The organism is Streptomyces sp. NRRL S-1022, assembly GCF_000720135.1.
Classification (GTDB): domain Bacteria; phylum Actinomycetota; class Actinomycetes; order Streptomycetales; family Streptomycetaceae; genus Streptomyces.
Genome location: NZ_JOIU01000002.1, coordinates 1 through 26,608 on the forward strand (window position 1 = coordinate 1; position 26,608 = coordinate 26,608).

The following is a 26,608-nucleotide window of genomic DNA, read 5'->3' on the forward strand; positions in this document are numbered from 1 at the left end:
CGTCACACCGCCCGCCAGCGCCAGCGAACACTCACCGCGCCGCAGCGCCTGCACCGCCATGTCCAACGCCACCAGCGACGACGAACACGCCGTGTCCACGGTCAGCGCGGGGCCCTCCAGGCCGAGGGTGTAGGACACGCGGCCCGACAGGACGCTGGCCGCGCTGCCGGTCATCCGCTGGCCCTCGGCGCCCGTCTGCTCCGCGGTGTCGTCACGGAACATGAACGTGCCCGCGTAGACGCCGGTGTGGCTGCCGCGCAGGGCCAGGGGGTCGATGCCGGCGCGCTCCAGCGCCTCCCAGGACGCCTCCAGCAGCAACCGCTGCTGGGGATCCATCGCCAGCGCCTCACGCGGCGAGATACCGAAGAACTCCGCGTCGAACTCCGCCGCCTCGTGCAGGAACCCGCCCTCACGCGTGTACGACGTCCCCGCACGCCCACCCTCCGGGTCGTACAACCCCTCCAGGTCCCAGCCACGGTCCACCGGGAACCCCGAGATCGCGTCCCCGCCCGACACCACCAGCCGCCACAGATCCTCCGGCGACCCCACACCACCCGGGTACCGGTCCACCAGCCGCTCGGCGGCGTCCCGGGGCAGCTCCGCGATCCGCTGGGCGAGCCCGGTGGCGGGCGTGCCGGTCACGGGGTGCGGCTGCGCGGCGGAGGCCCGGCGCCTGGGCAGGGTGACCAGGCCGCGCAGGGCGCCGGGCAGTTCCTCCTCGGCCGCCCTGGCGCGCAGGGCGGCGCGGTCGAAGCGGGCGGGGACGACGACGGGCGCGTCCACCGCGCGGGCGGTGCCGAGCGCGGCGAGCCCCTCGCCGACGCCCAGCGGCTGCAGGCCGAGGCGGCGGAGCCGGGCCCGGTCGGCGTCGCCGAGGCCCCCGGCCAGGCCGTCCTCGTGGTCCCACGGTCCCCAGGCGAGCGAGAGGGCGGGCAGCCCTTCCGCCCTGCGCAGCCGGGCGAGCCCGTCGAGGAAGGCGTTGGCCGCCGCGTAGGCGGCCTGGCCGGCGTTGCCGACCGTGCCGATCACCGAGGAGAACAGGACGAAGTCGGACAGCTTCTGCTGCCTCGTCAGCTCGTGCAGGTTCAGTGCCGCGTCCACCTTGGGCCGCAGCACCCGCTCGATCTGCTCCGGGGTGAGCGTGGCGGCGACGCCGTCGTCCAGGACGGCTGCGGCGTGCACGACGGCGGTCAGCGGGTGCTCGCCGGGGATGCCGGCGAGCAGCCGGGCCAAGGCGTCCCGGTCGGCGACGTCACAGGCCGCGACGGTCACCTGCACACCCGATGCCTCGAGGTCGGCGGCCAGTTCGGCGGCGCCCTCGGCGTCGGCACCGGCGCGGCTGACCAGGAGCAGGTGCCGCACGCCGCCTTCGGCGGCCAGGTGACGGGCCACCAGGGAGCCGAGCCCGCCGGTGCCGCCGCTGATCAGCACCGTACCGCCGGACTCCCACGCGGGAGCCGGGCCGGCCGGGATCCGCGACCGGCGCAGCCGGGGAACCAGGACGGAGCCGCCGCGCAGGGCGAGTTCGGGCTCCCCGGAGGCGAGCGCGGCGGGCAGCGGGCGCAGCGACTCCCGTTCGCGGCCCAGGTCCAGCAGACCGACCCGGCCGGGGTACTCGGCGCGCACGGACCGCAGCAGACCCCACAGCGCGGCGCCCACCAGGTCGGGGGTCTCGCCCGCCGTCCCGGTGGCCACGGCCCCGCGGGTGACGAGCACCAGCCGGGAGCCGGCGAGCCGGTCGTCCTCCAGCCAGGACCGCACCCGGACGAGGGTGTCCGCGACGGCGGTGCGGACGGCTTCGGCGACCTCGCCGCCGCCGGCCACCACCGGCGTGGGGCACGGGACGAGGACGATCTCGGGGGCGGCGGAACCGGCCGCCTCGATCAGCGCGGTCATGTCCGGGTGGACCATCACTCCCGCGTCGGCGGTGGTGAGGGCGGTGGCCAGGCCGAGGTCGGTGTCACCCGCCACGGCCCACCGGCCGGACCGCGCGTCGCCCGCGGTGAGCGCCAGGCCGGTCCAGCCGACCTCGAAGAGCGCCTCCCGGCCGGGTGTGCCGGCCGCACGGTGTACCGCTTCCTCGGACAGGGGGGCCAGGGTGACGGCGCCGACGGTGGCGAGCGGCAGTCCCGCGCCGTCGGCCACGGTGAGCGAGAACGGGCCGGCCGCACCGGTCCGGGCCGCCGCGGTGGCGGGGGTGATCCGGACCCGCAGGGTCTGCGCCCCGGCCGCGTGCACGGCGATGCCCCGCCACTCGGCGGGCAGCCACACCGCGGCGGGACCGGTGCCGGCGGCGGGCGCCCGGTGCCCGGCGAGCGCGTACAGGGCGGCGTCGAGCAGGCCCGGGTGCACGGCGAAGCGGGCGGCCCCCTCGCCGTGCCCGGCGTCCAGGGCCACCTCGGCGAAGAGCTCCTCGCCCAGGGTCCAGGCCGCCCGCAGGCTCGCGAAGCCCGGGTCGAGGGGCGTGGGGCGGTCGTCGGCGGCGAGGGGTACGGCCCCGGCGGGGGGCCAGACGCTCAGGTCGGAGGGGATCTCGGGACGGGCCGGGACGAGGGTGCCGGTGGCATGCCGGGTCCAGGGGGCGTCCGCGTCGGTGTCCTCGGGCCGGGAGTGCACGGAGAACGTGCGCCGCCCCTCGGCGTCCGGCGCTCCGGTGCCGACCTGGAACCGTGCCCCGCCGTCCGCGGGCAGGACCAGCGGTGACTGCAGCGTCAGTTCCTCGATGTGCGCGGCGCCCGTCTCGGCTCCCGTCTGCAGCGCCAGTTCCACGAAGACACCGGCGGGCACCACGATCTCGTCGTGCACACGGTGGTCGCCGAGCCAGGGCTGGGCCTGCGGGGACAGCCGTCCGGTGAGGATGAGTTCCCCGGCCTCGGCGCGCGGTACGACCGCGCCGAGCAGCGGGTGGTCGATCGGGGCGAGTCCCGCCGAGCTGACGTCGGCGCCCGTACGCTGCGGTGCCCGCAGCCAGTACGAGCGGCGCTGGAAGGCGTAGGTGGGCAGCGGCACGCGGCGGCCGGCCGGGCCGGGCGCCGTGCGGTGCCAGTCCACGGCGGTGCCGCGGACGTGCAGTTCGGCGAGCGCGCCGAGCAGTGCGGGGACCTCCGGCCGGCCGTGCCGCGCCGTGGGCAGGAAGGCGGTCTCCTGCTCGTGCTCGGCGGGCACGCAGTCGCGGCCCATCGCCGCGAGCACCGCGTCCGGTCCCACCTCCAGGAAGGAGCGCACGCCCCGCTCCGCGAGCGTGCGCACGCCGTCGTGGAAGCGGACGGCCTCCCGGGCGTGGCGCACCCAGTAGCCGGGTGTGCTGATCTCCTGCGCGGGGACGAGACGTCCGGTGAGGTTGGACACCACGGGGATGCGCGGGGGCTCGTAGGAGAGCCGGGACGCGACCTCGCGGAAGGCGTCGAGCATCGGGTCCATGTGCGGCGAGTGGAAGGCGTGGCTGACGCGCAGCCGCTTGGTCTTGCGCCCCCGCTCGCGCCACTGCGCGGCGACGGCGAGCACGGCGTCCTCGTCACCGGCGAGCACGGTGGACAGCGGGCCGTTGACCGCCGCGACGGAGACCTGGTCCTCCCGGCCGGCGAGAGTGGGCAGGATCTCCTGTTCCGATGCCTGGACGGACACCATGGCGCCGCCGGTGGGCAGTTGCTGCATCAGTCTGCCTCGGGCCGCGACGAGGGCGCAGGCGTCCGGGAGGGAGAGGACGCCGGCGGCGTGTGCCGCGGCCAGTTCACCGACCGAGTGGCCGAGGACGACGTCGGGGGTGACACCCCAGTCCTCCAGCAGGCGGAACAGGGCGGTCTCGTACGCGAACAGCGCGGCCTGCGTGTATCCGGTGAGGTGCAGCAGGCCGGCGTCCTCGGTGTCCTCCGCGAGGAACATCAGGTCGCGGACGGAGCGGTCGAGGTGCTTGTCGAGCAGGGCGCACACGTCGTCGAGGGCGGCGGCGAAGACCGGGTAGGTGTCGTACAGGGCGCGGCCCATGCCGGCCCGCTGGCTGCCCTGTCCGGTGAACAGGAAGGCCAGTTCGCCGGGCCGTACCGAGCCGGCCGCCGCCGCTGCGGGGGTGTCGCCGGAGGCGAGCGCGGCCAGGCCGGCGAGCGCCTCGTCCCGGTCGGCGGCGAGCAGCACCGCGCGGTGTTCGAAGTGGGTGCGGGTGGTCGCCAGCGAGTGGGCGACGTCGTCGAGGCTCTGGCCGGGGTGGGTCTCCAGGTGGGTGCGCAGCGCGCCGGCCTGGGCGCGCAGTGCGTCGGCGGTGCGGCCGGACACCGGCACGGGGGTGGGCGTCCCGGGCGTGCGGGCGGGGGCGGACCGCTCCGGTGTCCGCGCGTCCTCCGGGGCGGGGGTCCAGTCGGAGACGACGAGGTGGCAGTTGGTGCCGCCCATGCCGAAGGAGGAGACGCCGGCCAGCACCGGGGTGCCGTCGGGGGTGTCCAGCTCGCTGAGGCCGTCGTTGACGCGCAGCCTCAACTCGCCGAGCGGGATGGCCGGGTTGGCGGAGCGGAAGTTGAGGCTGGGGACGAGGGTGCGTTCCCGTACGCAGAGCACCGCCTTGATCAGCCCGGCGATGCCGGCGGCGCCCTCCAGGTGGCCGATGGCGGGCTTGACGGAGCCGACGAGCAGCGGGGAGTCGGCGGCCCGTCCGCTGCCGGCACCGAGTACGGCGCCGAGCGCGGCCGCCTCGACGGGGTCGCCCAGCGGGGTGCCGGTGCCGTGCAGTTCGACGAAGCGTACGGCGTCGGGGGCGACGCCGGCCTGGTCGTAGGCGCGGCGCAGCACGTCCTCCTGTGCGGCCCTGCTGGGGGCGGTGAGGTTGTCGCCGCCCCCGTCGTTGTTGACGGCTCCGCCGCGGATGAGGCCGTGGATGGTGTCGCCGTCGGCGAGCGCCCGGCTGAGCGTCTTCAGGACGACGACGCCGCCGCCCTCGCCGCGGACGTAGCCGTTGGCGCGGTCGTCGAAGGTGTACGTGCGGCCCTCGGGTGACAGGGCGCCGAACTTCTCGGCCACCACGAAGCCCTCGGGGACCAGGTTCAGGCTGACTCCGCCGGCCAGTGCCAGCGCGCAGTCGCCCTTGCGCAGGCTCTCGCAGGCGAGCTGGACGGCGACCAGCGACGACGACTGGGCCGAGTCCACGACCAGGCTGGGGCCGCGCAGGCCGAGGAGGTAGGAGATGCGGTTGGCGATGATGCTCCGGCTGACGCCGGTGATGGTGTGGTGGGTGACCGACGCGGCCCCGTGCTGGTGGACGAGCCTGGCGTAGTCGTCCCAGATCGCGCCGAGGTAGACACCGGTCCGCGTTCCCTCGACCGAGGCCGGGACGATGCCGGCGTGCTCCAGCGCCTCCCAGGCCAGTTCGAGCATGAGCCGCTGCTGCGGGTCGACGCTCGCCGCCTCCCGGGGCGTGATGCCGAAGAACTCTGGGTCGAACGCGTCGACGCCGTCCAGGAATCCGGCCGGCCGGGTCACCGCGTCGGCGGGCAGGCCCGGCCGCCCGTCGGGCACCCGGTCGGACACGGCGCTCCGGCCGGCGTGCAGCAGCTGCCAGTACGCCTCCGGTCCGGGCGCCCCGGGGAAGCGGCAGGACATTCCGACGACGGCGATGGGTTCTCCCGGCACCGTGTCGACTTCCGGACGTCCGGACACGGATGCAGTGGCCATGGTGTGGCTCTTCCTTTCGGCGACCGCGCGCGGCAGGGCCTTCGCGCGCAGGAACGTGCTCGGATACCTCGTCACGGCGGGCCGGGGCGCACCCCGGGGCCCGCGCGGACGCAAGGGCGTACGAGGGCGTACGAGGGCGTACGAGGGTCAGGCGTACCGGTAGAAACCGCGGCCGGACTTCTTGCCCAGCAGACCGCCCTCGACCATGCGGAGCAGCAGCGGCGGAGGCGCGTACTGCGGCTCCTTGAACTCCTCGTACATCGCCTCGGCGATCGAGACGGTGGTGTCGAGGCCGATGAGGTCGGCCAGGCGCAGCGGACCCATCGGGTGCGAACAGCCGTCGACCATGCCCTGGTCGATGACCTCGGCCGTGGCGAGACCGGAGTCGACCATCCGGATGGCGGAGAGCAGGTAGGGGAAGAGGAGGGCGTTCACGACGAAGCCCGCGCGGTCCGGCGAGCCGATCGGCTTCTTGCCGAGGACGTCCGACACGAACGCCCGGGCACGTGCGGTGACCCTGCCGTCCGTGACCACCGAGTCGATCAGCTCGACCAGCGGCAGGACCGGCACGGGGTTGAAGAAGTGCATCCCGAGCACCTGGCCCGGACGGCTGGTGGCCCGGGCGAGCCGCACGATGGGGAGGGAGGAGGTGTTCGAGGCGAGGATGACGTCCGGGTCCTCGACGATCTTGTCGAGGTCGGCGAACACCTCCAGCTTGAGCTGCTCGTTCTCCTTGACCGCCTCGATCACCAGCTGGCGGTCGGCGAGTTCGCCGAGGTCCCTGGTGAAGGAGACCCGGCCCAGCGCGTCGTCGCGGTCCCGCTCGGTGAGCTTGCCCTTGGCGACCCCGCGGTCCAGGGACCGGGCCAGCCGCTGGGGTCCGGACACCAGGGAGGCGTCGGAGGAGACCGCGACGGTGACGTCCAGGCCCGCCTTGGCGCACAGTTCGGCGATTCCCGTTCCCATGATGCCGCTGCCGACGACCCCTACCCGGTGGATGTCCGGGTGGTCGTCCGGGTGGCTTTCCGCAGGTGTGGTGAGTGTGTCGTTGGACGTGGTCATGCTCCGGTCCCCCAGGTCAGCAGTGATGCACCGATGGCCATGCCGCCGCCGAACCCGGCGAGCAGCACCAGATCTCCGGCGGCCAGCGCCCCGCTGCGGTTGGCCTCGTCGAGGGCCACCGGTACCGACGCGCTGCCGACGTTCCCGTACTTCCTCAGCGTGCGGTGGGTGTGGGCGTTGACGAGCCCCGCGCGCTCGACCACCTCGGTCAGCATCACGCCGTTGGCCTGGTGCGGGACGAAGTGCCGCACGTCGGCGAGTTCGACGCCGACGCTCTCCGCCAGTTCCACCAGCGCCCGGGGCACGTTGTCGGCGACGAAGTCCCGTACGGCGCGGCCGTCCATCCGGAAGAAGTGACCGCCTTCGGCGACGGTCTCCGCCGTCGCCGGGTTGCGGCTGCCGCCGGCCTCCACGCGGATCAGGTGGTGGGCGTCGCCGCGGCTGGTCAGGGCGGTGTCGATGATGCCGTACGGTGCGGGGACCGCGCCGACGACCGCGGCACCGGCGCCGTCGGCGAACAGCACGGCCGTCCTGCGGTCGTCGAAGTCGAGGATGCGGGAGTACAGGTCGGCTCCGATGACCAGCGCACGGCTGTCGGGGTTGAGCGCGACCATGCCGCGGGCCAGGGCCAGCGCGTACACGAAGCCGCTGCACACGACGTTCACGTCGAAGCACGCGGCGCCGTAGGCCCCGAGCCCGTGCTGCACCAGGTACGACGTCGGCGGCTGGGGGAAGTCACCCGTCGAGGTGGACAGGATGATGTAGTCGATCTGGTCCGCGGACAGCCCGGCCTGCTCCATGGCGGCGGCGCCGGCGCGGACGGCCAGGTCGCTCGTCGCCTCGTGCGGGGCGGCGTAGCGCCGCGACCGTATCTGGGTCTTGCGTTCGATCCACTCCGCGGTGACGCCGACGCGCTCGGCGACCTCGTCGTTGCCGACCTCACGCTTGGGCAGGTAGGAGCCGGTCGAGAGAATTCCTATGGAGGAGTCCGTCACGTCAGACAGCCCCTTCGAGCACCGCGGACGTATTCCGGTCCGGCTGTCCCGCGGTGTTCCGGAGGGGGTTCAGGCGGGCTTCCCCGATACGCGCCCGCTTCTCGGGGTCGGTGACCCCGAGTCCTTCCCGGGGCGCGAGGCAGAGAACGCCGACCTTTCCGGTGTGCTTGTTCTCCTGGACCAGCCGGGCCGCTTCACCCACTTCGTGCAGCGGATAGACCTCGGAGACGATCGGCGACAGCTGACCGAGCTGGAAGAGGCGATTGCATTCGGCCTGTTCCTGGAGATTCGCGGCGTGGCTGCCCACGATGCGCTTCAGGTTCATCCACAGATACCGGTTGTCGAAATGGTGGTCGTATCCGGTGCTGGAACCGCACGTGACGACGGTTCCGCCCTTGCGCACCACGAAGACGGAGATGCCGAACGTGGCCCGGCCGATGTAGTCGAACACGACGTGCGGGTCCTCGCCGAGCTGCCGGCGGATCTCCCGGCCGAGGCGCTTGCCCAGTTCGATGGTCCGCTGCGGATCGGGGGCGGCGTCCTGGCCCATGCCGATGTCGTTGCGGTTGATGATGACATCGCAGCCGAGCCGGCGCAGCACCTCGGCCTTGCGCTCGGAACTGACCACACCCACCGCGATGCCGCCGGCGTTCTTCACCATCTGCACGGCGTACGCGCCCAGGCCGCCGGTGGCGCCCCAGACGAGCACGATGTCCCCCTGCTTGATGCGCGCGCCCTTGTCGCTGACGAGCATGCGGTAGGAGGTCGCCGCGGTGAGCAGGACCCCGGCGGCCTCCTCCCAGGTGAGGTGGGCGGGCTTGGGCAGCAGCTGACCGGCGCGCACGACGGCGAAGTGGGCCAGGCCGCCGAAGTTGGTCTCGTAGCCCCAGATGCGCTGTTCGGTGCCGAGCATCGCGTCGGCGTGCGACGCCGGTTCCTGCTCGTCGACCTGGACACAGCTGACCACCACGTGGTCGCCGACGCGCCAGCGGCGCACGCCCGCTCCGACGCGGACCACGATCCCGGCCGCGTCCGACCCCACGACGTGGTGGGGCAGGTCGTGGCGGGCCGCGTAACCGCCCTGCCGGCCGTACCGCTTGAGGAATTCGAAGGTGGATACCGGCTCGAACGTGGCGGACCACACCGTGTTGTAGTTGATCGAGCTGGCCATCACCGCGACGATGACCTCGTCGGGCGCGATCTCCGGCATCGGCACCCGGCCGACGTGCAGCGTGTCGCGGACGTCCTTGTCCGCGCGGTCACCGAATTTCCCTACGTCCGACGCGCGCAGGTGTGCGGCCAGATATTCGGCGGGCAGCTCGTGCCGTTCCAGCTCGCCCGCGTCTGCGCCGTCGAGCAGAGCTTCGACCAAAGAGCTCATTGTCCCCCTCCTCGATCAGCGAGCAGCCGACAGCGCACGACGAATTCACCCTTGAAGACGTCGCGCGCCCACTGCTCGGTCACATGCGTGGTGGTGCGGGAGACGAAAGTCGCCGTCACCGCACCGGAATCCTCTGAACACCCCGGGTAGCGACCACGTTACGCATTCCGCACCCCGGCCCCTACCCTTAACCGCCCCCTAGCCGGGACCCCACCAGCGCGGTCGGCAGCCCCCAGTCCGGCGGCCGCGTCGCGCGGCCCGCCGGCCGGGGGCCCGCAGGTCAGGCGGTGGCCAGCGGATTCGGCAGGGGCAGGTAGCGGGCGTCCGCGCCGTCCGCGCCGGTCCAGCGCAGCAGCAGGTTCGTCTTGCCGGGCAGGGTGGGCGCGGTGAGCAGGGCGGGGATCTCGGGCAGGGGGTGCCGGGCGAGTTCGCGGCGGGCGGCGGGCCAGGGGTCGAGGCCGGGGTGGAGGTCGGCGAGGGCGCCGGCGATCTCGGTGAGGTGGTTGACGACCAGGCAGTACACCAGCCGCTCCCAGCCGGCGGCCCGGGTGACGTCGGGCAGCAGTTTGACGCCCTCGGCGTCCCGGAACAGGGCCTGCACGGGGGTGCCGGCCCGGTCCACGGCGACGAGCGTGTTCTGCAGGTGGGCCTCCAGGACGACGCCGTGCGCGTCGAACGCGGTCAGGGCGGGCGGTACGACCTGCCGCAGATAGGCCTCCCACCAGCCGGCCGGGTCGGGGGCGGCGGCCAGCGGGCTGCCCTCGAAGCCCTCGGCGAGCCCGGCCGCGAGCAGCGGGGTCGCGCCCGGCAGCAGGTGGCCGCGCAGCCCGTCGCGGACCAGCACCGCGAGTTCCTCGAAGGCGAAGGCGGCGGTGCGGTAGCCGCGGTCGCTCAGCCAGGCCGCGGGCGGCCCCATCGCCGCGAAGGCGTGCCCGGCGGCGGTGTCCGTGCGGCGGACCCGGCGCAGGTCGTGGCGCCACAGCCGGCGGATGTCGTTGGTGATGCGGACGTCCAGGCTGAACTTCAGGAACAGGTCGCGGCGCGGCTCGTACACCGTGCGGACGGCGGCGGTGGGCCAGGTGTCGCACGCCGTCGTGCCGAGCCGCAGCAGCCGGCCGTCGGCGAAGGCGGGGGCGAGGTCGCGGGCGGCCAGGTCGAGCTGCCAGGGGTGGGCGGGCAGCAGCCGGTAGCCGGGCGGGGCGGTGCCGAGGGCGTCGAGGGCGCGGGTGTCGCCCTCCTCGGCCACCTGGTCCTCGCGGACGCCGAGCAGCACCAGCGGGAAGCGGGCGTGCGCCTCGGGGGCGTACGGCAGCCAGGAGGCGACCGGGCCGCCGCCGCGCGCCTTGGGCGCCGGGTGGTAGGGGTGGCCGGTGAGCAGGGACTGCTCGGAGCGCAGGTAGGGGTCCGCGGGTGCCGTGGCCCGGGCGCGGGCGGTGAGCAGGGCGGCGACCGCCTCCCGGCTGTCGATCATCTCGGCGGGCAGGTCGCCGCCGGGCAGCCCGGTGTGCCGGCGCAGTTCCTCGGCGACCAGTTTGACCAGCTCCGCGTGGCCGACCGGGTGCCAGGACCCGGCCGTGTGCACCTCGGGGTCCGCGGGCCGCCGCCCGGCGCGCACCCGCAGCAGCCGTCCGTCCGGCAGCCGGTGCACGCGCCGGTCCCCGTCGTCCGGGAGCGGCTCGGCAACCTCCCGCAGCAGGCAGTTGAGCAGGGGCGCGGTCGCGTACGCGTCGGCGCGGCGGCCGACGGCACCGCTGGGGGGTGTGAGGTCCACGCGATCCATTCGTTCTTCGTCCGGGGGCCCCGCGGTCTTCCCCGCGCACGCCGGGTGCGCCGTCCGGGAGCCGGTGACGATCAGTATGGCTGTCGTCCCGGACAATCGTGGTGTGCCCCGTGTACCCGAGGAGCCGACCGTGCACCGTCCCCCCACCGCCGACACCGGGATCGCCGAGGAGCTGGCCGCCGTCCGGCCCGGCCTGCTGACCCGGTACACGGCCGAGCTGCCGGGCGCCCGCGCCGCCGTGCTGACCCGGCTGTGGCGGGCGCTGGCCCACGAGCCGCTGCCGTGGGTCACCGGCCGGGTGCCGGGGGCGCACGGGCTGGCGCTGCGCCTGGCCGACGGCCGGATGCTGCACGGGCCGGCCGCGGACCCGTACGCCACCGGCGCGTACGTCACCGCCGTGCGCCTGGACCGGGAGCGGTACGACGATCCGGCGCGGCTCACGGCGGCGCTCGGGGTGCGGCACGCGTCCGGCTTCGCCGCGGAACTGGCGCACAGCGTGGCCTCACTGGCGCTGTCCCGGGCCGGTGCGGATCACCCGCAGGAGTGGCCGGCGCAGGACTGGGAGTGGGAGCAGCGCGTGGTCGACGGGCACCCGTTCCACCCGAACTGCCGGTCCCGGCCCGGTTTCTCGGTGGCGGACCAGCTGGCGTACGGGCCGGAGCACGGGCCGGTGGTGGAGCTGGGGACGGTGCCGGTGCCGGCGGCCGGCTGCCTGCTGTCCGGCGACTGGCCGGACGAGCTCCGGGACGGCGGACGGCTCCTGCTGCCGGTGCACCCCTGGCAGGCCGCGCACGTGCTGGGGCGGTCGTACGACGTCTGGCGCCCGGCCCGTCCGCTGATGTCCCTGCGCACCCTGGCGCTGCCCGGCGGCCCGCACGTCAAGACGGCGCTCAGCGCCCGGCTGACGTCGTCGGTGCGGGACATCTCGGTTGCCTCGGTACGGACCGCGGCGTCCCTGTCCGGCTTCGCCGAGGCGCTGGCGGCGCGCACCGACGGCCTGCTGCACATCACCCGCACGCTGGGCGCGGCCACGGCCCACTCCGCCGATCTGGCGGCGCTGCTGCGGGAGTCGCCGCAGGTGTACGCGGGGCCGGGCGAGCGGGTCCTGCCGGTGGCCGCCCTCGCCACCACGTCCCTGCCCGGCTCCCCCGCCTGGCTGGCCGCGTTCACCCGGCTGGCGCTCACCGTGGGCCTGCGCCTGCTGGATCTCGGGGTGGCCCTGGAGGCGCACGGGCAGAACCTGCTGGTCGTCCTGGCGGCCGACGGCAGCCCGCGGCGCCTGGTCTACCGGGACCTGGCCGACATCCGGATCAGCCCCGCCCGGCTGGCCCGGCACGGCATCGCCCCGCCCGACGTCGCCGGCCGCCTGCTCACCGACGACGACACCGCCCTGCGCCGCAAGCTGTTCGGCTCGCTGGTGGCGGGCGCGCTGGCCGCCACGGCGGGCTCGGGACCGGCCCTGGGCACGGCCCTGGCCGCCGCCCTGCCGGACCTCCCGCCGACCCCCGATCTGCTCGCGCTGCGTCAGGAACCCCTGCCCGCCAAGGCGTTGACGCTGATGCGGCTGTCTCCGGGGACGCCGGGCGACCGGTGGACGTCCCTGCCGAACCCGCTCGTTTTGGAGCGCGGCCCGTCTGATCAATAGGATCCGGCGATGATCACAAGACAACGGCTGGCGGCGGGCGTCTGTGCTCTGCTCGCCGCCCTGACGGCCGGGATCGCGTTTCCTGCCGGAGCGGTCGCCGACGAGACGGACCAGTCCGCCCCGAAGGTCGAACTCGTGCTGGACGTCAGCGGTTCCATGCGTACCCGCGACATCGACGGCGGCACCCGGATGGCCGCGGCGAAGCAGGCGTTCAACGAGGTGCTGGACGCGACGCCGGAGGAGGTCCGGCTCGGTATCCGCACGCTGGGTGCCAACTACCGCGGCAACGACCGCAAGGAGGGCTGCAAGGACACCGAGCAGCTCTATCCGGTCGGCCCGCTGAACCGGACCGACGCGAAGACGGCCGTGGCCACGCTGGCGCCGACCGGCTGGACCCCGATCGGGCCCGCGCTGCTGAAGGCGGCCGGTGACCTGGACGGCGGTTCCGGCACCCGCCGTATCGTGCTGATCAGTGACGGCGAGGACACCTGCCAGCCGCTCGACCCGTGCGAGGTGGCCCGGGAGATAGCGGCCAAGGGCATCGGGCTGACCATCGACACCCTCGGCCTGGTGCCGGACGCCAAGACCCGCGACCAGCTCAGCTGCATCGCGGACGCGACCGGCGGCACGTACACCGACGTACGGCACAAGGAGGAACTCTCCGACCGGGTCGGCGACCTGGTCGAGCGGGCGGCCGATCCGGTGGTCACGCCGGTGGCCACCGAGGGCGCGGAGCGGTGCGAACAGGCGCCGGCGCTGAAGTCCGGGCTGTACACCGACCGGGTGGAGTTGGACCGGCAGCGCTGGTACAAGGTGGCCGTCGAGCCCGGCCAGGAGCTGCGTGCCTCGGTGAGCGTGGCGGACGACCGCGCCGTGCGCCCGAACTACGGGGTGCTGCTGCGGGCGGTGACGGTGCACGGACGGGAGATCGTGCGCGGCGAGGCCGCCGGCACCGGCCGTACCGACGTCGTCTCCACCGGTCTGCGCTATCCGAAGCCGGACAGCGACGACGACACGGCGCCCGCGGAGACGGTGTGCCTCCAGCTCACCAGCTCGTTCGCGGCAGCCGCCGGCGTCAAGACGAGCCCCGGCCTGCCGCTGGAGCTGACCGTGGACGTGGTGGACGGGCCGTCGGGGCACCACGACGTGGCCGCCTTCGGTCTCGGCCGGGGCTGGTGGCTGCTCGGTCTGCTGGTGCTGGCCGGCTTCCTGGCCGGTCTGCTGTGGGGCTGGCTGTCGCGCTGGCGGGTCGCGGTCTGGAGGACGAACTGATGCGGATCACACGTGTGCTGGGCGCCGCGCTGCTGGCGCTGGGGCTGGCCGCCGGGCCGGCCGCCGCCGACTCCTCGCCCTCCCCGAGCGCGTCCGCCGACGGCGACGCGCCGACCCGGGCGGGCTCCTCCTTCCGGACGGCCACCGAGGTCGAGCAGGGGCAGCGGGCCACCGCCTCCGGCTCCACCGGCGACTACCTGTACTGGTCGTTCCCCGCGGACACCGGGCAGCGCCCCACCGTCACGGCGACGGTGAAGCTCCCCGCCACGCACGGCTCCGAGACCTGGCAGCTCGACGTGTACGACGGTCTGCGGCGCCGGCAGGCCTGCCAGTACGGTGCCCAGAGCCGCACCGCCGCGCAGGGCGCCGCCACGGTCGAACTGGCCTGTGTGCTGCGCACGGTGCGCGGCTGGTCGGAGCCGTGGGCCGACGACCCGCTGCCGGGCACGTACTACATCCGGCTGACGGTGGTGGACCTCGCCGCCGCCGACCTCGGGCAGCCGGTCGGCGCCGAGGTGCGCGTGGACTCCAAGGACATCGGCGGGTCGGCGGCGGTGGACGGCTCGCTGGGCAAGCCGCTCGTGCCCGGTATCGCCGCCAAGTCCACGCAGAGCGGGAACGGTTCGAAGACGGCGGTGCTCTCCAGCTTCGGCCGGGACGACGGCTGGTCCTCCGGCTGGTGGTCCGACCGCTGGGTGTGGACCGGCATCGGCGCGGTCCTGGCCGCCCTCGCCGGCATCGGCGGGTACGTGCTCACGCGGGGGCCGGGCCGGCCGTCGCGGGTACCCCCGAACGCGTGAACGTGATGTGACGCGAAGGCCCGCCTCCCGGCGGGCCTTCCTGTTGTCGCCGCGGCCCGCTCTCACGCCTCCCGCAGCGCCTTGGCCGGCGTGCCGTCGCCGGTCACCGTCACCCGTCCGTCCCGTACCGCCTGCGCCAGGCTCGTCTCCCCGCGGGCGATGGCCTCACAGGTCGCCGCGTCCATCACCAGCCGCGCGTCCGCCTCGCCGGGCGCGGGCCCGTCGCCGTACACCGGCCCCTCCGCGGCGCCGACGTGGAGGTGGAACTCCCCTTCCTCCAGGCCGACCTCGACCAGTCCCTCGCCGTCCAGCGCACGCAGCAGCGGCAGCGCGAACCAGTGGGCGCGCACGGCGTCCGTGGGCCGGCGCTCGCCCAGTTCGTCCTCGCCCCAGCTGCCCAGCGCCTGCAGCACGGGCAGCAACGCGCGGCCCCGGCCGGTGAGTTCGTAGACGTAGGCCGCGCCCGGCGGGGGCAGCCGGCGCCGGGTGGCGAGGGCGTCGCGCTCCATGTCCTTCAGCCGGGAGGCGAGTACGTCCGTGCTCACGCCGGGCAGGTCCGCGTGCAGGTCCGTGTAGCGGCGCGGGCCGGCGAGCAGTTCCCGGACGATCAGCAGGGTCCAGCGGTCCCCGACGAGGTCGAGCGCGCGGGCTGCGGAGCAGTACTGGTCGTAGCTTCGGCGAGGTGGCATGCGACGCAGTCTAGACATGTTGTTGGACTTTCCAAGCTCCTACTTGGTAAAACCAAGCATCACGAGTTTCGGAGGGGCGCATGGAGTTCCGGCAGTCCAACAAGCTCAGCGAGGTGTGCTACGAGATCCGGGGTCCGGTGATCGAGCAGGCCAACGCGCTGGAGGAGGCGGGGCACAGCGTGCTGCGCCTGAACACCGGCAATCCGGCGGCCTTCGGGTTCGAGGCGCCGGAGGAGATCGTCCAGGACATGATCCGGATGCTGCCGCAGGCGCACGGCTACACGGACTCCCGCGGCGTCCTGTCGGCCCGCCGCGCGGTCGCCCAGCGCTACCAGACCCTGGGCCTCCAGGTCGGCGTGGACGACGTCTTCCTGGGCAACGGCGTCTCGGAGCTGGTCTCCATGGCCGTCCAGGCGCTGGTCGAGGACGGCGACGAGATCCTCATCCCCGCCCCGGACTTCCCGCTCTGGACGGCCGTCACCACGCTGGCCGGCGGCAAGGCCGTGCACTACCTGTGCGACGAACAGGCCGACTGGAACCCGGACCTGGCCGACATGGCGTCGAAGATCACGGACCGCACCAAGGCCGTGGTCCTCATCAACCCCAACAACCCGACCGGCGCGGTCTACCCGAAGGAAGTCGTCGAGGGCATCCTCGACCTGGCCCGCCGGCACGGCCTGATGGTCTTCGCCGACGAGATCTACGACCAGATCCTGTACGACGACGCCGTCCACCACTCGGCCGCCGCGCTCGCCCCCGACCTGGTCGTCCTGACCTTCTGCGGACTGTCCAAGACCTACCGGGTGGCGGGCTTCCGCTCCGGCTGGCTGGTGGTCACCGGCCCGAAGCAGCACGCCAGGGACTACCTGGAGGGCCTGACCATGCTGGCCTCCATGCGGCTGTGCGCCAACGCGCCCGCCCAGTACGCCATCCAGGCCGCGCTCGGCGGACGCCAGTCCATCCGCGACCTCACCGGGCCCGGCGGCCGGCTGCACGAACAGCGGACCGTGGCCTGGGAGAAGCTCAACGAGATCCCCGGCGTCTCCTGCGTCAAGCCCAAGGGCGCGCTGTACGCGTTCCCGCGCATCGACCCCAAGGTGCACCCGATCCACGACGACGAGAGGTTCGTCCTGGACCTGCTGCTGCGCGAGAAGATCCAGGTGGTCCAGGGCACCGGCTTCAACTGGCCCCGCCCCGACCACTTCCGCATCCTGACCCTGCCCCACGCGGAGGACCTGGAGGCGGCGATCGGCCGGATCGGGAGGTTCCTGAGCGGGTACCGGCAGTAGCCGCCTGGCTCGTATCGCTCGTTTGTGCGAAGATCGTCCCCATTGCCGGCCGGGGGGCGCGCGAGACGGGGTCCGCACGCCGCCGGTGCGCGTCCGACCAGCGTCGCACCGCCCTCCCCCGGCGCGGTGCCAGCAGTCCGGAAGGACCGGACGGGCCGGAGACACCAGGGGGACCATCAGTGTTGTCGGACGGAAGACGCCGCACCACCGTCGTCGTGCTGTGCGCGGCTGTGCTCGGCCTCGCGGTCCCGGCCGCGGGGGCAGCGGAGCCCACACCGCCCCGCCCGTCCGCCGGGCAGGAGGCGCAGCAGGCCGCGCGGTTCTGGACCGCGCAGCGCATGGCCGGCGCACAGCCGCTGGACGCGGCGCGGCAGGCCCCGGCGGTGCCGGGCGGCCCGGCCGCCGCGCGCCGCCCCCAGGGCACGCTGTTCAAGGGGACGCGGCTGGTGGGGACGTTCTTCGGCTCGGACGGCCCGCGCGGCACCACCTGGCACTGCACCGGCAGCGTGATCGACACCAAGGCCCGGGACATCGTGCTCACCGCGGCCCACTGCGCGCTGAACATGAAGGGCGACTACGTCTTCGTCCCGAAGTTCGTGAAGGGCGCGGCACCCGACCGGCAGCCGTACGGCATCTTCCACATCCAGCGGATCTTCATCGACCCCCGGTACGTGCCCGACCGCGGCTCGACCACCACCAAGAAGACCGCGTCCGACCTGGACACCGCGTTCGCCCGGGTCTCGGCCAACCAGCGGGGGCAGTCCCTCCAGGACGCGGTGGGCGGCGGACTGACCTTCACCCGGCCCTCCGGCTACAACCTGAAGAACGTCACCGTCCCCGGCTACCCCTCCTACCGGCACAACAGCGCCGGACGCGCCGTCAAGTGCACCGTGCCGACCACGCAGCTGCGCGGCTACCGGCAGCTGTCGATGACCTGCGGCGGCTACTACGGCGGGGTGTCCGGCAGCCCCTGGATCACCGACTACAAGGACGACGCCCGCACCGGGCACGTCATCGGCAACCTCGGCGGCTACAACGGCGGCGGCAACGACGCGAGCGTCGACTACATCAGCTACGCCACCGCCTTCGGCGCCGACGCCGCGAACCTCCTCGCCGACGCCGTCGCCGACCAGGCCCCGCCCGCCGACCTGCCGCCGTACCGCGGTCTGAAGGGCACGCTGCCGGGCGGCGCGGCACGCTGGCGCAAGGCCATGCTCATGGCCTCCGGCGACTACACCGGCGATCTGCACGGCGACCTGCTCGTGGTCTGGTCCGACGGCGCGGTCACCCTGCAGCCCGGCGACGGCAAGGGCGGCTTCGGCACCGAGAAGCAGCTACGGAAGGCCAACTCCACCTGGACCCACGCCCGGGCCGTGACCGGCGGCACCTTCAGCGGCGGCGACCGGGCCGGGCTGCTGGTGCGCTGGTCCGACGGCGAGGCCACCCTCTACCCGCAGCCCGGCCCGTCCGGCCTGGGCCGGGAGATCCGGATGGCACCGCCCGGCTCCGCGTGGAAGGACGCCGTCCAGCTCGCCGCCGGACCGTTCCGTGCCGACGGGGGCACCGGCCTGCTGGTGCGCCGGGCCGACGGCTCCCTCACCCTCTACGACGGGATCGGGGCCGGCGGCTTCGGCACCGGCACACGGCTCCTCGGCGCGAACACCACCTGGACCAGGGCCGCCCTGCTGACCGGCGGCGACTTCGACGGCACGGGCACCGGGGACCTGCTGGTGCGCTGGGCCGACGGCACGCTCGACACGTACGCCGGCACCTCCGCCGCCGGGCTCGGCACCAGGACCCGGCTGCGCGGGCCCAACAGCCTCTGGCAGCACGCCCAGGTGCTGACGGCCGGCGACTTCCGGCACGACCGCGCCCCCAACGACCTGGTCGTGCGCTGGTCCGACGGGGAGACCACGCTGTATGCCGACACCGGCACCGCCTCCCTCGGCACCGAGCACACACTGGTCCACCCCGGCACCTGACACCCGGCGCCGGGGCGGGAACGGCCGTCTGGCGCAGTCCGCCCTGCGGGCCGCGCCGGCCCTGTGCCACGGTGCCGTCATGGGTGACCTCTTTCTCGTCCGGCACGGGGAGACCGAGTGGTCCCGGACCGGGCGGCACACCGGCCGCACCGACGTACCCCTCACCGAGCACGGGCGGGAGGAGGCGCGCGGGCTGGTGCCGCTGATCCGTTCCCACCGGATCGGGGCGGCCTTCGTCAGCCCCCTGCGCCGGGCCCGGGACACCGCCGAGCTCATCGGGATCCCGGACGCGCGCGTCGACGCCGACCTGCGCGAGTGGGACTACGGCGGGTACGAAGGGGTCACCACCCCGGAGATCCAGCGGGGCCGGCCCGGCTGGTTCCTGTTCACGGACGGGGTCGCGCCCGGGCCGCCGGACCACCCCGGCGAGACTCCGGAGCAGGTCGGGGAGCGCGCCGACCGGATACTGGCCAAGGCCGACGCCGCGCTGGCCGGTACGGAGGGCGCCGTCGTACTGATCGCCCACGGCCACTTCCTGCGCGTGCTCACCGCCCGCCGCCTGGGCCTGCCGCCCCGGCACGGCGCCCTCTTCCAGCTCGCGACCGGCGCCCTGTGCCACCTGGGCACGGAACACGGCCGCCCGGTCGTGGCGGGCTGGAACATCCGGCCTCCGGAGTAGCAGGTCGGGCCGTACGGACGCCCCTGCCGCCCCGGGCGGGCGGCGGCAGCCCGGTGCGGCAGTCCGGCCGCGTGCTCTCCCGCGGCGGGACCGGGACCGGCGCGCCCACGCCGCGCCTCCAGGGCGGCTCGGCCGCACCGCGCCGCCGCGGGGCCCGCGGTGTCAGTGGCGGGCCGTACTCTGCGGATGGGCCGTCCGTCCGGCGGTTCCGTGGAGCGAGCGGTGCCGGAAGGAGCGTCCCGTGACCCGACCGCCGACCGCCGCGCAGCGGCGGTTGATCGAGGCCGCCGACCCGGTCACCGGCCGGTTGCGCGGTACCGGGGCCCAGCTCGCGGCGCTGGTGAAGCGGGGGCTGGCCTTCCGGCACCCCCGGCCGCCGCACGACCACTTCCTCACCCCGGCGGGCCACCGGATACGCGAGGCGGGGCCCGGGACACCGGCCGGGCCGGCGCCGGACGCCGGGGTGTTCACGGCCCGCGTCGGCGGCGAGGAGGAGCCGCCCGGCACCGGTGCGGACCGGCGGCGCCAGGTGCACAGCGCCTGGCAGGGGCTGCTGGAGCTGCGCCGGATGACGAACCCCGACGGCGCCGCGGACCGGCCCTGCGGATGGGAGCGCACGCACCTGGTGCGGGCCGCCGCGCTCGCGCTTGAGGCCGCCGGGCACCTCCCGGCCGGCGGGGGCACGGACGGCTACCGGGTCCGGGCCACCCCGCAGCCGGAGGCGGTCGCGGTGTACGCGCCGGACGCCGGTGCCCTGGCGGACTGCGCGGCCACCCTGGAGCGGGCCGGCTGGCAGGCCGGCGAGTACACCGAACCCCGGACGAGAGCACGCTTCGTGCTGGCCTCGCCGCGCCGGGTGTGACCGCCGTGCCAGGATCGGTCGACCGCAGAACCGAACGCAGAACCGAACGCGAGAAGGGCAAGCAGTGACCGAACCGTTTTCCGTCCGTGTGACCGTCCGCGGATACGAGACCGATGTCCAGGGACACCTCAACCAGGCGGTGTACCTCAACTACGCGGAGCACGCCCGCTGGTCGCTGCTCCAGGCCGCCGGGATCAGCCAGGCCCGGCTGCTGTCCCGGGGCGTGGGCCCGGTGGCGCTGGAGACGAACATCCGCTACCTGCGGGAACTGCTCGCCGGTGACGAGGTCGACGTCACGTGCGTGTTCGAGTGGGGCGGCGGCAAGACCTTCCGGATCCGGCAGGAGATCCTCCGGACCGACGGCACCGTGGCGGCCGAGGTCACCGCGGTGGGCGGGCTGCTGAACCTCGCCGAGCGCAAGCTGGTCCCCGACCCGCGAGAGGTCTTCAAGGAACTGACCGAGGACGTCGCCCTGTTCGGCCTGTAGCCCCGGACACCCGTGGGCACGCGGCAGGACCCGTGCCCCGCACCGGCCGAGGGAGCGGGCGAACGCCGCCCGCTCCCCGGGCCTCGTGGATCCGGGCCCGCCGGCTCCCGGCCGCCGGCCTCAGTGCACGGCGGCGATCTCCTCCCCCGCCTCCATCGGATGGGTGACGTCCTGGGCCTCGCGGCCCTTGCCGAGGTGGTTGAAGAGGAGGTTCAGGACGACCGCCGTGAGGCAGCCGGTGGAGATGCCCGAGTCCAGGACGATCCTCGCGGTCTCGGGGAACGCGTGGTAGAAGCCCGGCGCGGTGATCGGGATGATGCCGACCGCGAGGGACACGGCCACGATCAGGACGTTGTTGTCCCTGTCGAGGCCGGCCCGGACCAGGGTCTGGATGCCGCTCGCGGCGACCGACCCGAACAGCACCACACCGGCGCCGCCGAGGACCGGGCGGGGCACGACCGCGATGAGCGAGGCGGCCATCGGGCACAGGCCCATCAGGACCAGGAAGCCGCCGCCGGCCGCGACGACGTACCGGCTGCGGATCCTTGTCATGGCGACCAGGCCGATGTTCTGGGCGAACGCGCTGCACATGAACCCGTTGAACAGCGGGCTGATCGCCGAGCCGAGGGTGTCGGCGCGCAGACCGGCCGCGATGGTCCGCTCGTCGGCGGGCCGTTCGACGATCTCGCCGAGCGCCAGCATGTCGGCGGTCGACTCGGTCATCGAGACCACCATGACCACGCACAGGGACAGGATCGCGGCGAGCTGGAACTGCGGGGCGCCGAAGTGGAACGGCGTCGGGAAACCGATCACGTCCGCGTCGGCGACCGGCCCGAAGTCCGTCACGCCGAACGGGATCGCGATCAGCGTGCCGGTGATCAGGCCGAGCAGGACGGCGATCTGCTTGACGAAGCCGCGGGTGAAGCGGCGCAGCAGCAGGACGATCAGCAGGGTGACGCCGGCGAGCGTGAGATACGTGGTCGAACCGTAGTCGTCCGCCCGGGGGTCGGGGCCCTGCGCCCAGCCGAACGCGACCGGAAGGAGGGACACACCGATCAGGGTGATGACCGAGCCGGTGACGACGGGCGGGAAGAAGCGGACCGCTTTGCAGAAGACCGGGGCGGCGAGGAAACCGAGGAGTCCGGCGACGATGACCGCGCCGAAGATGATCGGCAGGGCGTCGGACTTGTCCTTGGTGGAGGCGACGATCGCGGTCATGGGGGCGACACCGGCGAAGGTGACGCCGTTGACGAAGGGCAGCCGGGCGCCGATCTTCCAGACGCCCAGCGTCTGGAGGAAGGTGGCGAGGCCCGCGGTGAACAGGCAGGCACCGGTGAGGAAGGTCAGGTCGGTGGCGGACAGGCCGATGGCCGCGCCGACGATGAGCGGTGGGGCGACGACTCCGGCGTACATGGCGGCCACGTGCTGCAGACCGCTGGTCGCCATTTTGAGGGCGGGGAGTTTCTCGTCAACTGGATGGGCGGCCACGGCGGCTCCTCCGGGCGGGTGACACGTCGCAGGCGACGCGGGTTTCATGGAGGTGGTGCGTGTGGTCGTGCGGGACCGTGACGGGGGTGGCGCGTGAGCGGTGGAGCGGTGCGGGGTGACCGTCTCCGGGGCGCGTGCGTGCGCACGCGCCCCGGAGGCGGCGTGCCGTGGATCCCGCTCGGATCCACGGTCCCGGCCGGGAGCCGTCCCTCCCGGCCGGAGTCTGTGCCGGCCCGGGTCAGGCCTGCGCGGCGATCCGGGCCAGGCGCTGGGCCTCCGCGCGGGTGGTGGCGGCGACCGCGTCCTCGTCGACGGTGAGCAGGCGGCCGTTCTCCACGATCTGCCGGCCGTCGACGAAGGAGGCGGTGACCGGGGCCGCGGCGCCGAAGACCAGCGCGGTGACCGGGTCGGCGATGGAGGCGTGGGCGAGGGTGTCCATCCTCCACAGCACCAGGTCGGCGAGCTTGCCGGGCTCCAGCGAGCCGATCTGGTCCGCCCGGCCGAGGACCTGGGCGCCGCCGTGGGTGCCGAGCCTGAGCGCCTGCCGGGCGCCCAGGGCGGCCTCGCGGTGGGCGCCGAGACGGTTGATCAGCAGGGCGTTGCGCAGCTCGGTGTGGAGTTCGCCGGACTCGTTGGAGGCGGTGCCGTCGACGCCGAGGCCGACCGGGACGCCCGCCCTGAGCATGTCGGGGACGCGGGCGATACCGGCCGCGAGGCGGGCGTTGGAGGACGGGCAGTGCGCGACGCCGGTCTTCGTGCGGCCGAACGCGGCGATGTCGGAGTCGGTCATGTGGACGCAGTGCGCCATCCACACGTCCTCACCGAGCCAGCCGGTGGACTCGAAGTAGTCGGTGGGGCCCATGCCGAACAGCTCGTGGCAGAACTTCTCCTCCTCCACCGTCTCCGAGCCGTGGGTGTGCAGCCGTACGCCGAGGCGGCGGGCCAGTTCGGCGCCCTCGCGCATGAGTTCGGTGGACACGGAGAACGGCGAGCAGGGCGCCACGGCCACCTGGGTCATCGCGTCGAAGGAGGCGTCGTGGTGCTGCCTGACGGTCTCCTCGGTGGCGGCGAGGGCGCCTTCGAGGGTCTCGACGGCGAAGTCCGGCGGCAGGCCGCCGTCCTTCTCGCTGCGGTCCATCGAGCCGCGGGCCAGCGTGAACCGTACGCCCATCCCGGCGGCGGCCCGGATGATCGAGCCGGACAGGTCGCCGGAGCCGTGCGGGTACACGTAGTGGTGGTCCATGGCGGTGGTGACACCGCCCCGGGCCATCATGGCGAGGGACCCCTGGGCCGCGGTGTACGTCATCTGCTCGTCGATGCGCGCCCAGGTGGGGTAGAGCGCGACCAGCCAGTTGAACAGGTTGTGGTCGGTGGCCAGGCCCCGGGTGATCCACTGGTAGAAGTGGTGGTGGGTGTTGACCAGGCCGGGCGTGGCCAGGTGGCCGGTGGCGTCGATCCGGCGCACCACGTTCTCCAGGCCCTCGGGGGCCTTGCCCGCGCCGACCGACTCGATCCGGTTCCCGGCGAGGACGAGGTGTCCGGAGGCGTACTCCGTGTCGCCCGCGTCCACGGTCGCGATCGCGCAGTTCTCGATGACGGTGCGCTGGGCTGCCGATGGTGCCATCGTGCTTCCTTGTCTTTCGGTGGCGGCCCGTGGACAGAGGGACCGAAGGGGTGTCCACGGGGAGGGCACGGCAGGACCCTAGGAGGATTTGAGTGCCGGGGCGGGCTGACGGCCCCGGGTGCCGAGGTGGTGGAAGAAGAGGTTGAGCAGGACCGCGGCGAGCGCGCCCGCGCTGATGCCGGAGCCGAGCACGGTCTGCGCCCAGGCCGGGAACCCGGCGTAGAAGGCCGGCGCGGCCAGCGGGATGATGCCGGCACCGAGCGCCACGGCCACCAGGATGATGTTGGAGCTGTCGTCCAGGCCCGCCTCGGACAGCGTACGGATGCCGCTGACGGCGATGGAGCCGAAGAGCACGATGCCGGCCCCGCCGAGGACCGGCAGGGGGACGAGGGAGACGACCGCGCCGAGGACCGGGAAGGCACCGAGGACCAGCAGGGTGCCACCGGCGACGGCGACGACGTACCGGCTGCGTACCCGGGTGAGGGAGACGACGCCGACGTTCTGGGCGAAGGCTGAGGTGGGGAAGCCGCCGAAGACGGGGCCGAGCAGGGTGGCGATGCCGTCGGTGCGCAGGCCGCGGGTGATGGTCCGGGCGTCGGCACGGCGGTCGCAGATCTCGCCGAGGGCGAGCATGCCGGCGCTGGACTCGGTCATCAGCACCAGCATCACGATGCACAGGGAGAGGATGGCCGCGGGCTGGAACTCGGGAGCGCCGAAGGCGAACGGGGTGGGCAGCGCGGCGAGGGGCGCGGACCGGAGGCCGCCGAAGTCGGCCATGCCGAACGGGATCGCCGCGAGGGTGCCGGTGAGCAGCCCGGACAGCAGGGCGACCTGGCGGACGAAGCCCTTGCCGAAGCGCTGCACGAGCAGGATGACGGCGAGGGTGAATCCGGCGAGCGCGAGGTGCCGCATGGCGCCGAAGTCGGCGGCGGTCTCGTCGCCGCCCTGCGCCCAGTTCACCGGGACGGGCATCAGCGTGACGCCGATCAGGGTGATGACGACGCCGGTGACCAGGGGCGGGAAGAAGCGCAGCAGCCGGCCGAAGAAGGGGCCGAGGGCCAGGCAGAAGGCTCCGGCGACCATCACCGCGCCGTAGATCGCGGGGAGTTGGTGGCCTTCGCCGTTGGTCTCGGCGATGGCGAGGATCGGGGCGATGCCGGCGGAGGACGCGGCGTTGACGAAAGGCAGCCGGTTGCCGACCAGGCCCTTGACGCCGATGGTCTGCAGGACGGTCGCGACGCCGGCGATGAGCAGGCTCGCGGCGATCAGCCGGGTGCGGGCCGCGAGGTCGAGTCCGCAGGCCTGGCCGATGATGAGCGGAGGAGTGACCACACCCGCGTACATGGCGGCGATGTGCTGGAGCGCGGCGGGGACGAGCCGCGAGGGATGGAGCTTCTCGTCCACCGGGTGCACGGACGTGACGGCGTCCTCGGTGTGCACCGGCGGGGTGGGACAGGGGGCGGTGTCGGGCCCCTTCGCTGGCTGTGCCATTTCGTTCCCTCCGGTGTGGCGGGCCCCCGGCCCGGGTGGCGGGGCCGGGGGCGCGCGTCCCGCGTCAGAGGTTGGTCATGTCGACCGGGATTCGGGCCTCGCAGCCGTCCCGCAGGACGGTGGCCTCGATGAGGCCGTAGGGGCGGTCGGCGGCGAAGTAGACCTCGTTGTCGTTCTTGAGACCGAACGGCTCCAGGTCCACCAGGAAGTGGTGCTTGTTCGGCAGCGAGAAGCGGACCTCGTCGATCTCGCTGCGGTTGTTGATGATCCGCGAGCCCATCTGGTACAGCGTCTGCTGCAGCGAGAGGGAGTAGGTCTCGGCGAAGGCCTGGAGCATGTGCTTCCTGACCTGCTCGTAGGACTTCTCCCAGTGGGGCATCTTCTGCTCGTCGTCGGTCCAGTTGAACCGCCAGCGGCTGGAGACCTGGGTGGCGAGGATCCGGTCGTACGCCTCCTGGAGGGTGGTGTACTTGTCCTTGACGTAACCCCAGAACTCGGAGTTGGTGGAGTTCATCACGACCAGGTCCTTCAGGCCGGAGACGACCTCCCACTTCTCACCGTCGTAGGTGATCTGGGTGAGCCGGGTCTCCTGGCCCTTGCGGACGAAGGAGTGCTTGACCTCGTCGGCGCCGATGAACCTGCTGTTGGCGTCGGAGGTCTCGATCCGCTCCCAGGCGTACTCCTCGATGCGGATGCGGGCCTGGTGGATCGGCTCCTGGCTGGTGACGAAGTGCCGGGCCAGGTGGATGCCGAACTGCTCGGCGGACTCGATGCCGTACTCCTTGGCGAACGCGAACACCGTGTTCTTGGTGGTGTCGGTCGGCAGGACGTTGGCGTTGGAGCCGGAGTAGTGGACCTCCTCCATGTCGCCGCTCAGTGCCACGGAGACGTTGAGGTCCTTGATGTGGTGGGTGGCGCCGTCCCGCGTGATCTTGACGACTCGGTTCTCGGCCTTGCCGTACTGGTTCTGTCCCAGAATGGTGGGCATCTCTAGCTAGCTCCCTCGGTAAACGGAGTAGCCGAACGGGTTGAGCAGCAGCGGTACGTGGTAGTGCTCGCCCGGTACGACGGCGAACGTGATCGCCACCTCCGGGAAGAACACCGCCGGCCCGCTGTCCCGATTCGCGGGGGCGTCCTGCTGCGCATCGGCTTGCTGGTTCGCGGTTCTCTCTTCGAAGTACGCCTCGACGGCGAAGTCGAGCCGTACGTGGGTGGTGCCTTCCGGCAGGTCCGGAAGGTCCTTGCACCGGCCGTCGGCGTCGGTCGCGGAGCCGCCGAGCGCCTGCCAGTCCCCTCCCTGCCCGTAAGCGGCGCCCTGGCCGCCGCGGGCGGACAGGTGGACGGCGACGCCCTCGGCGGGGCGGCCGAGCGAGGTGTCCAGGATGTGCGTGGACACGGAGGCGGTGGTGCTGCTGCTCATGGTG

At 73.6% G+C, this 26,608-nt stretch carries 19 protein-coding genes; 8 read left to right on the plus strand and 11 right to left on the minus strand.

Going from position 1 to position 26,608, the window contains the following annotated elements; translation table 11 throughout:
* The 5 genes from IG05_RS0101870 to IG05_RS0101890 all read right to left on the minus strand — a co-directional run.
* The coding region (locus tag IG05_RS0101870) for a type I polyketide synthase (protein ID WP_158838755.1) at positions 1 to 5,658 on the minus strand (5,658 nt) is incomplete at its 3' end.
* Between the two features lie 147 nt (positions 5,659 to 5,805).
* The gene (locus tag IG05_RS0101875; RefSeq protein WP_051789442.1) at positions 5,806 to 6,720 is read right to left on the minus strand and encodes a 3-hydroxybutyryl-CoA dehydrogenase; all 915 of its coding nucleotides are present in this window, start codon (positions 6,718 to 6,720) and stop codon (positions 5,806 to 5,808) included.
* Positions 6,717 to 7,715, minus strand: a complete 999-nt coding sequence (locus IG05_RS0101880) for a 3-oxoacyl-ACP synthase III family protein (RefSeq protein WP_030338547.1) — start codon at positions 7,713 to 7,715, stop codon at positions 6,717 to 6,719. The genes IG05_RS0101875 and IG05_RS0101880 overlap by 4 nt, the downstream gene beginning before the upstream one ends.
* A gap of 1 nt (position 7,716) precedes the next feature.
* On the minus strand, positions 7,717 to 9,096 hold the full coding sequence (ccrA, locus tag IG05_RS0101885; protein WP_030338548.1) for a crotonyl-CoA carboxylase/reductase: 1,380 nt from the start codon (positions 9,094 to 9,096) through the stop codon (positions 7,717 to 7,719).
* 280 nt (positions 9,097 to 9,376) lie between these two features.
* Positions 9,377 to 10,876, minus strand: a complete 1,500-nt coding sequence (locus tag IG05_RS0101890) for an IucA/IucC family protein (protein WP_030338549.1) — start codon at positions 10,874 to 10,876, stop codon at positions 9,377 to 9,379.
* Positions 10,877 to 11,006: 130 nt separating this feature from the next.
* On the opposite strand from IG05_RS0101890, the gene IG05_RS0101895 reads away from it, so the two are divergent.
* Genes IG05_RS0101895 through IG05_RS0101905 form a run of 3 tightly spaced genes read left to right on the plus strand, consistent with a single transcriptional unit; the run spans position 11,007 to position 14,593 of the window.
* Entirely contained in the window at positions 11,007 to 12,521 is a 1,515-nt protein-coding gene (locus IG05_RS0101895; protein WP_030338550.1) for an IucA/IucC family protein, read from the plus strand.
* A 9-nt stretch (positions 12,522 to 12,530) separates the two neighbouring features.
* The gene (locus IG05_RS0101900) at positions 12,531 to 13,793 is read left to right on the plus strand and encodes a VWA domain-containing protein (RefSeq protein ID WP_030338551.1); all 1,263 of its coding nucleotides are present in this window, start codon (positions 12,531 to 12,533) and stop codon (positions 13,791 to 13,793) included.
* A complete protein-coding gene (locus IG05_RS0101905) occupies positions 13,793 to 14,593 on the plus strand; it encodes a hypothetical protein (protein WP_030338552.1) in 801 nt (266 codons plus the stop codon). Before IG05_RS0101900 ends, IG05_RS0101905 begins: the two co-directional genes overlap by 1 nt.
* 62 nt (positions 14,594 to 14,655) lie before the next feature.
* Here the strand turns inward: IG05_RS0101905 and IG05_RS0101910 are convergent, their stop codons facing one another.
* Entirely contained in the window at positions 14,656 to 15,282 is a 627-nt protein-coding gene (locus IG05_RS0101910) for a winged helix-turn-helix transcriptional regulator (protein WP_030338553.1), read from the minus strand.
* 80 nt (positions 15,283 to 15,362) lie between these two features.
* On the opposite strand from IG05_RS0101910, the gene IG05_RS0101915 reads away from it, so the two are divergent.
* From IG05_RS0101915 to IG05_RS0101935, 5 genes are all read left to right on the plus strand, one after another.
* A complete protein-coding gene (locus IG05_RS0101915; RefSeq protein ID WP_030338554.1) occupies positions 15,363 to 16,571 on the plus strand; it encodes a pyridoxal phosphate-dependent aminotransferase in 1,209 nt (402 codons plus the stop codon).
* Positions 16,572 to 16,753: 182 nt separating this feature from the next.
* Positions 16,754 to 18,553, plus strand: coding sequence for a trypsin-like serine protease (locus IG05_RS49900; protein ID WP_267883297.1), 1,800 nt, complete (start codon positions 16,754 to 16,756; stop codon positions 18,551 to 18,553).
* Positions 18,554 to 18,632: 79 nt separating this feature from the next.
* Positions 18,633 to 19,232 (plus strand): histidine phosphatase family protein, encoded by a 600-nt coding sequence (locus tag IG05_RS0101925; RefSeq protein WP_030338556.1) that lies wholly within the window; start codon positions 18,633 to 18,635, stop codon positions 19,230 to 19,232.
* 241 nt (positions 19,233 to 19,473) lie between these two features.
* The gene (locus IG05_RS0101930) at positions 19,474 to 20,094 is read left to right on the plus strand and encodes a hypothetical protein (protein WP_030338557.1); all 621 of its coding nucleotides are present in this window, start codon (positions 19,474 to 19,476) and stop codon (positions 20,092 to 20,094) included.
* A gap of 64 nt (positions 20,095 to 20,158) precedes the next feature.
* Complete coding sequence (locus tag IG05_RS0101935) at positions 20,159 to 20,581, plus strand: acyl-CoA thioesterase (protein WP_030338558.1); 423 nt, start codon at positions 20,159 to 20,161, stop codon at positions 20,579 to 20,581.
* A gap of 120 nt (positions 20,582 to 20,701) precedes the next feature.
* On the opposite strand, the gene IG05_RS0101940 is transcribed toward IG05_RS0101935, so the two are convergent.
* From IG05_RS0101940 to uraH, 5 genes are all read right to left on the minus strand, one after another.
* Positions 20,702 to 22,117 (minus strand): nucleobase:cation symporter-2 family protein, encoded by a 1,416-nt coding sequence (locus IG05_RS0101940; protein WP_420707554.1) that lies wholly within the window; start codon positions 22,115 to 22,117, stop codon positions 20,702 to 20,704.
* Between the two features lie 190 nt (positions 22,118 to 22,307).
* Complete coding sequence (locus IG05_RS0101945; RefSeq protein ID WP_030338560.1) at positions 22,308 to 23,693, minus strand: 8-oxoguanine deaminase; 1,386 nt, start codon at positions 23,691 to 23,693, stop codon at positions 22,308 to 22,310.
* Between the two features lie 78 nt (positions 23,694 to 23,771).
* Positions 23,772 to 25,184 (minus strand): nucleobase:cation symporter-2 family protein, encoded by a 1,413-nt coding sequence (locus tag IG05_RS0101950; protein WP_030338561.1) that lies wholly within the window; start codon positions 25,182 to 25,184, stop codon positions 23,772 to 23,774.
* Between the two features lie 64 nt (positions 25,185 to 25,248).
* On the minus strand, positions 25,249 to 26,172 hold the full coding sequence (pucL, locus tag IG05_RS0101955; protein ID WP_030338562.1) for a factor-independent urate hydroxylase: 924 nt from the start codon (positions 26,170 to 26,172) through the stop codon (positions 25,249 to 25,251).
* A gap of 6 nt (positions 26,173 to 26,178) precedes the next feature.
* Positions 26,179 to 26,604, minus strand: a complete 426-nt coding sequence (uraH, locus tag IG05_RS0101960) for a hydroxyisourate hydrolase (RefSeq protein WP_030338563.1) — start codon at positions 26,602 to 26,604, stop codon at positions 26,179 to 26,181.
* Positions 26,605 to 26,608: the final 4 nt, after the last annotated feature.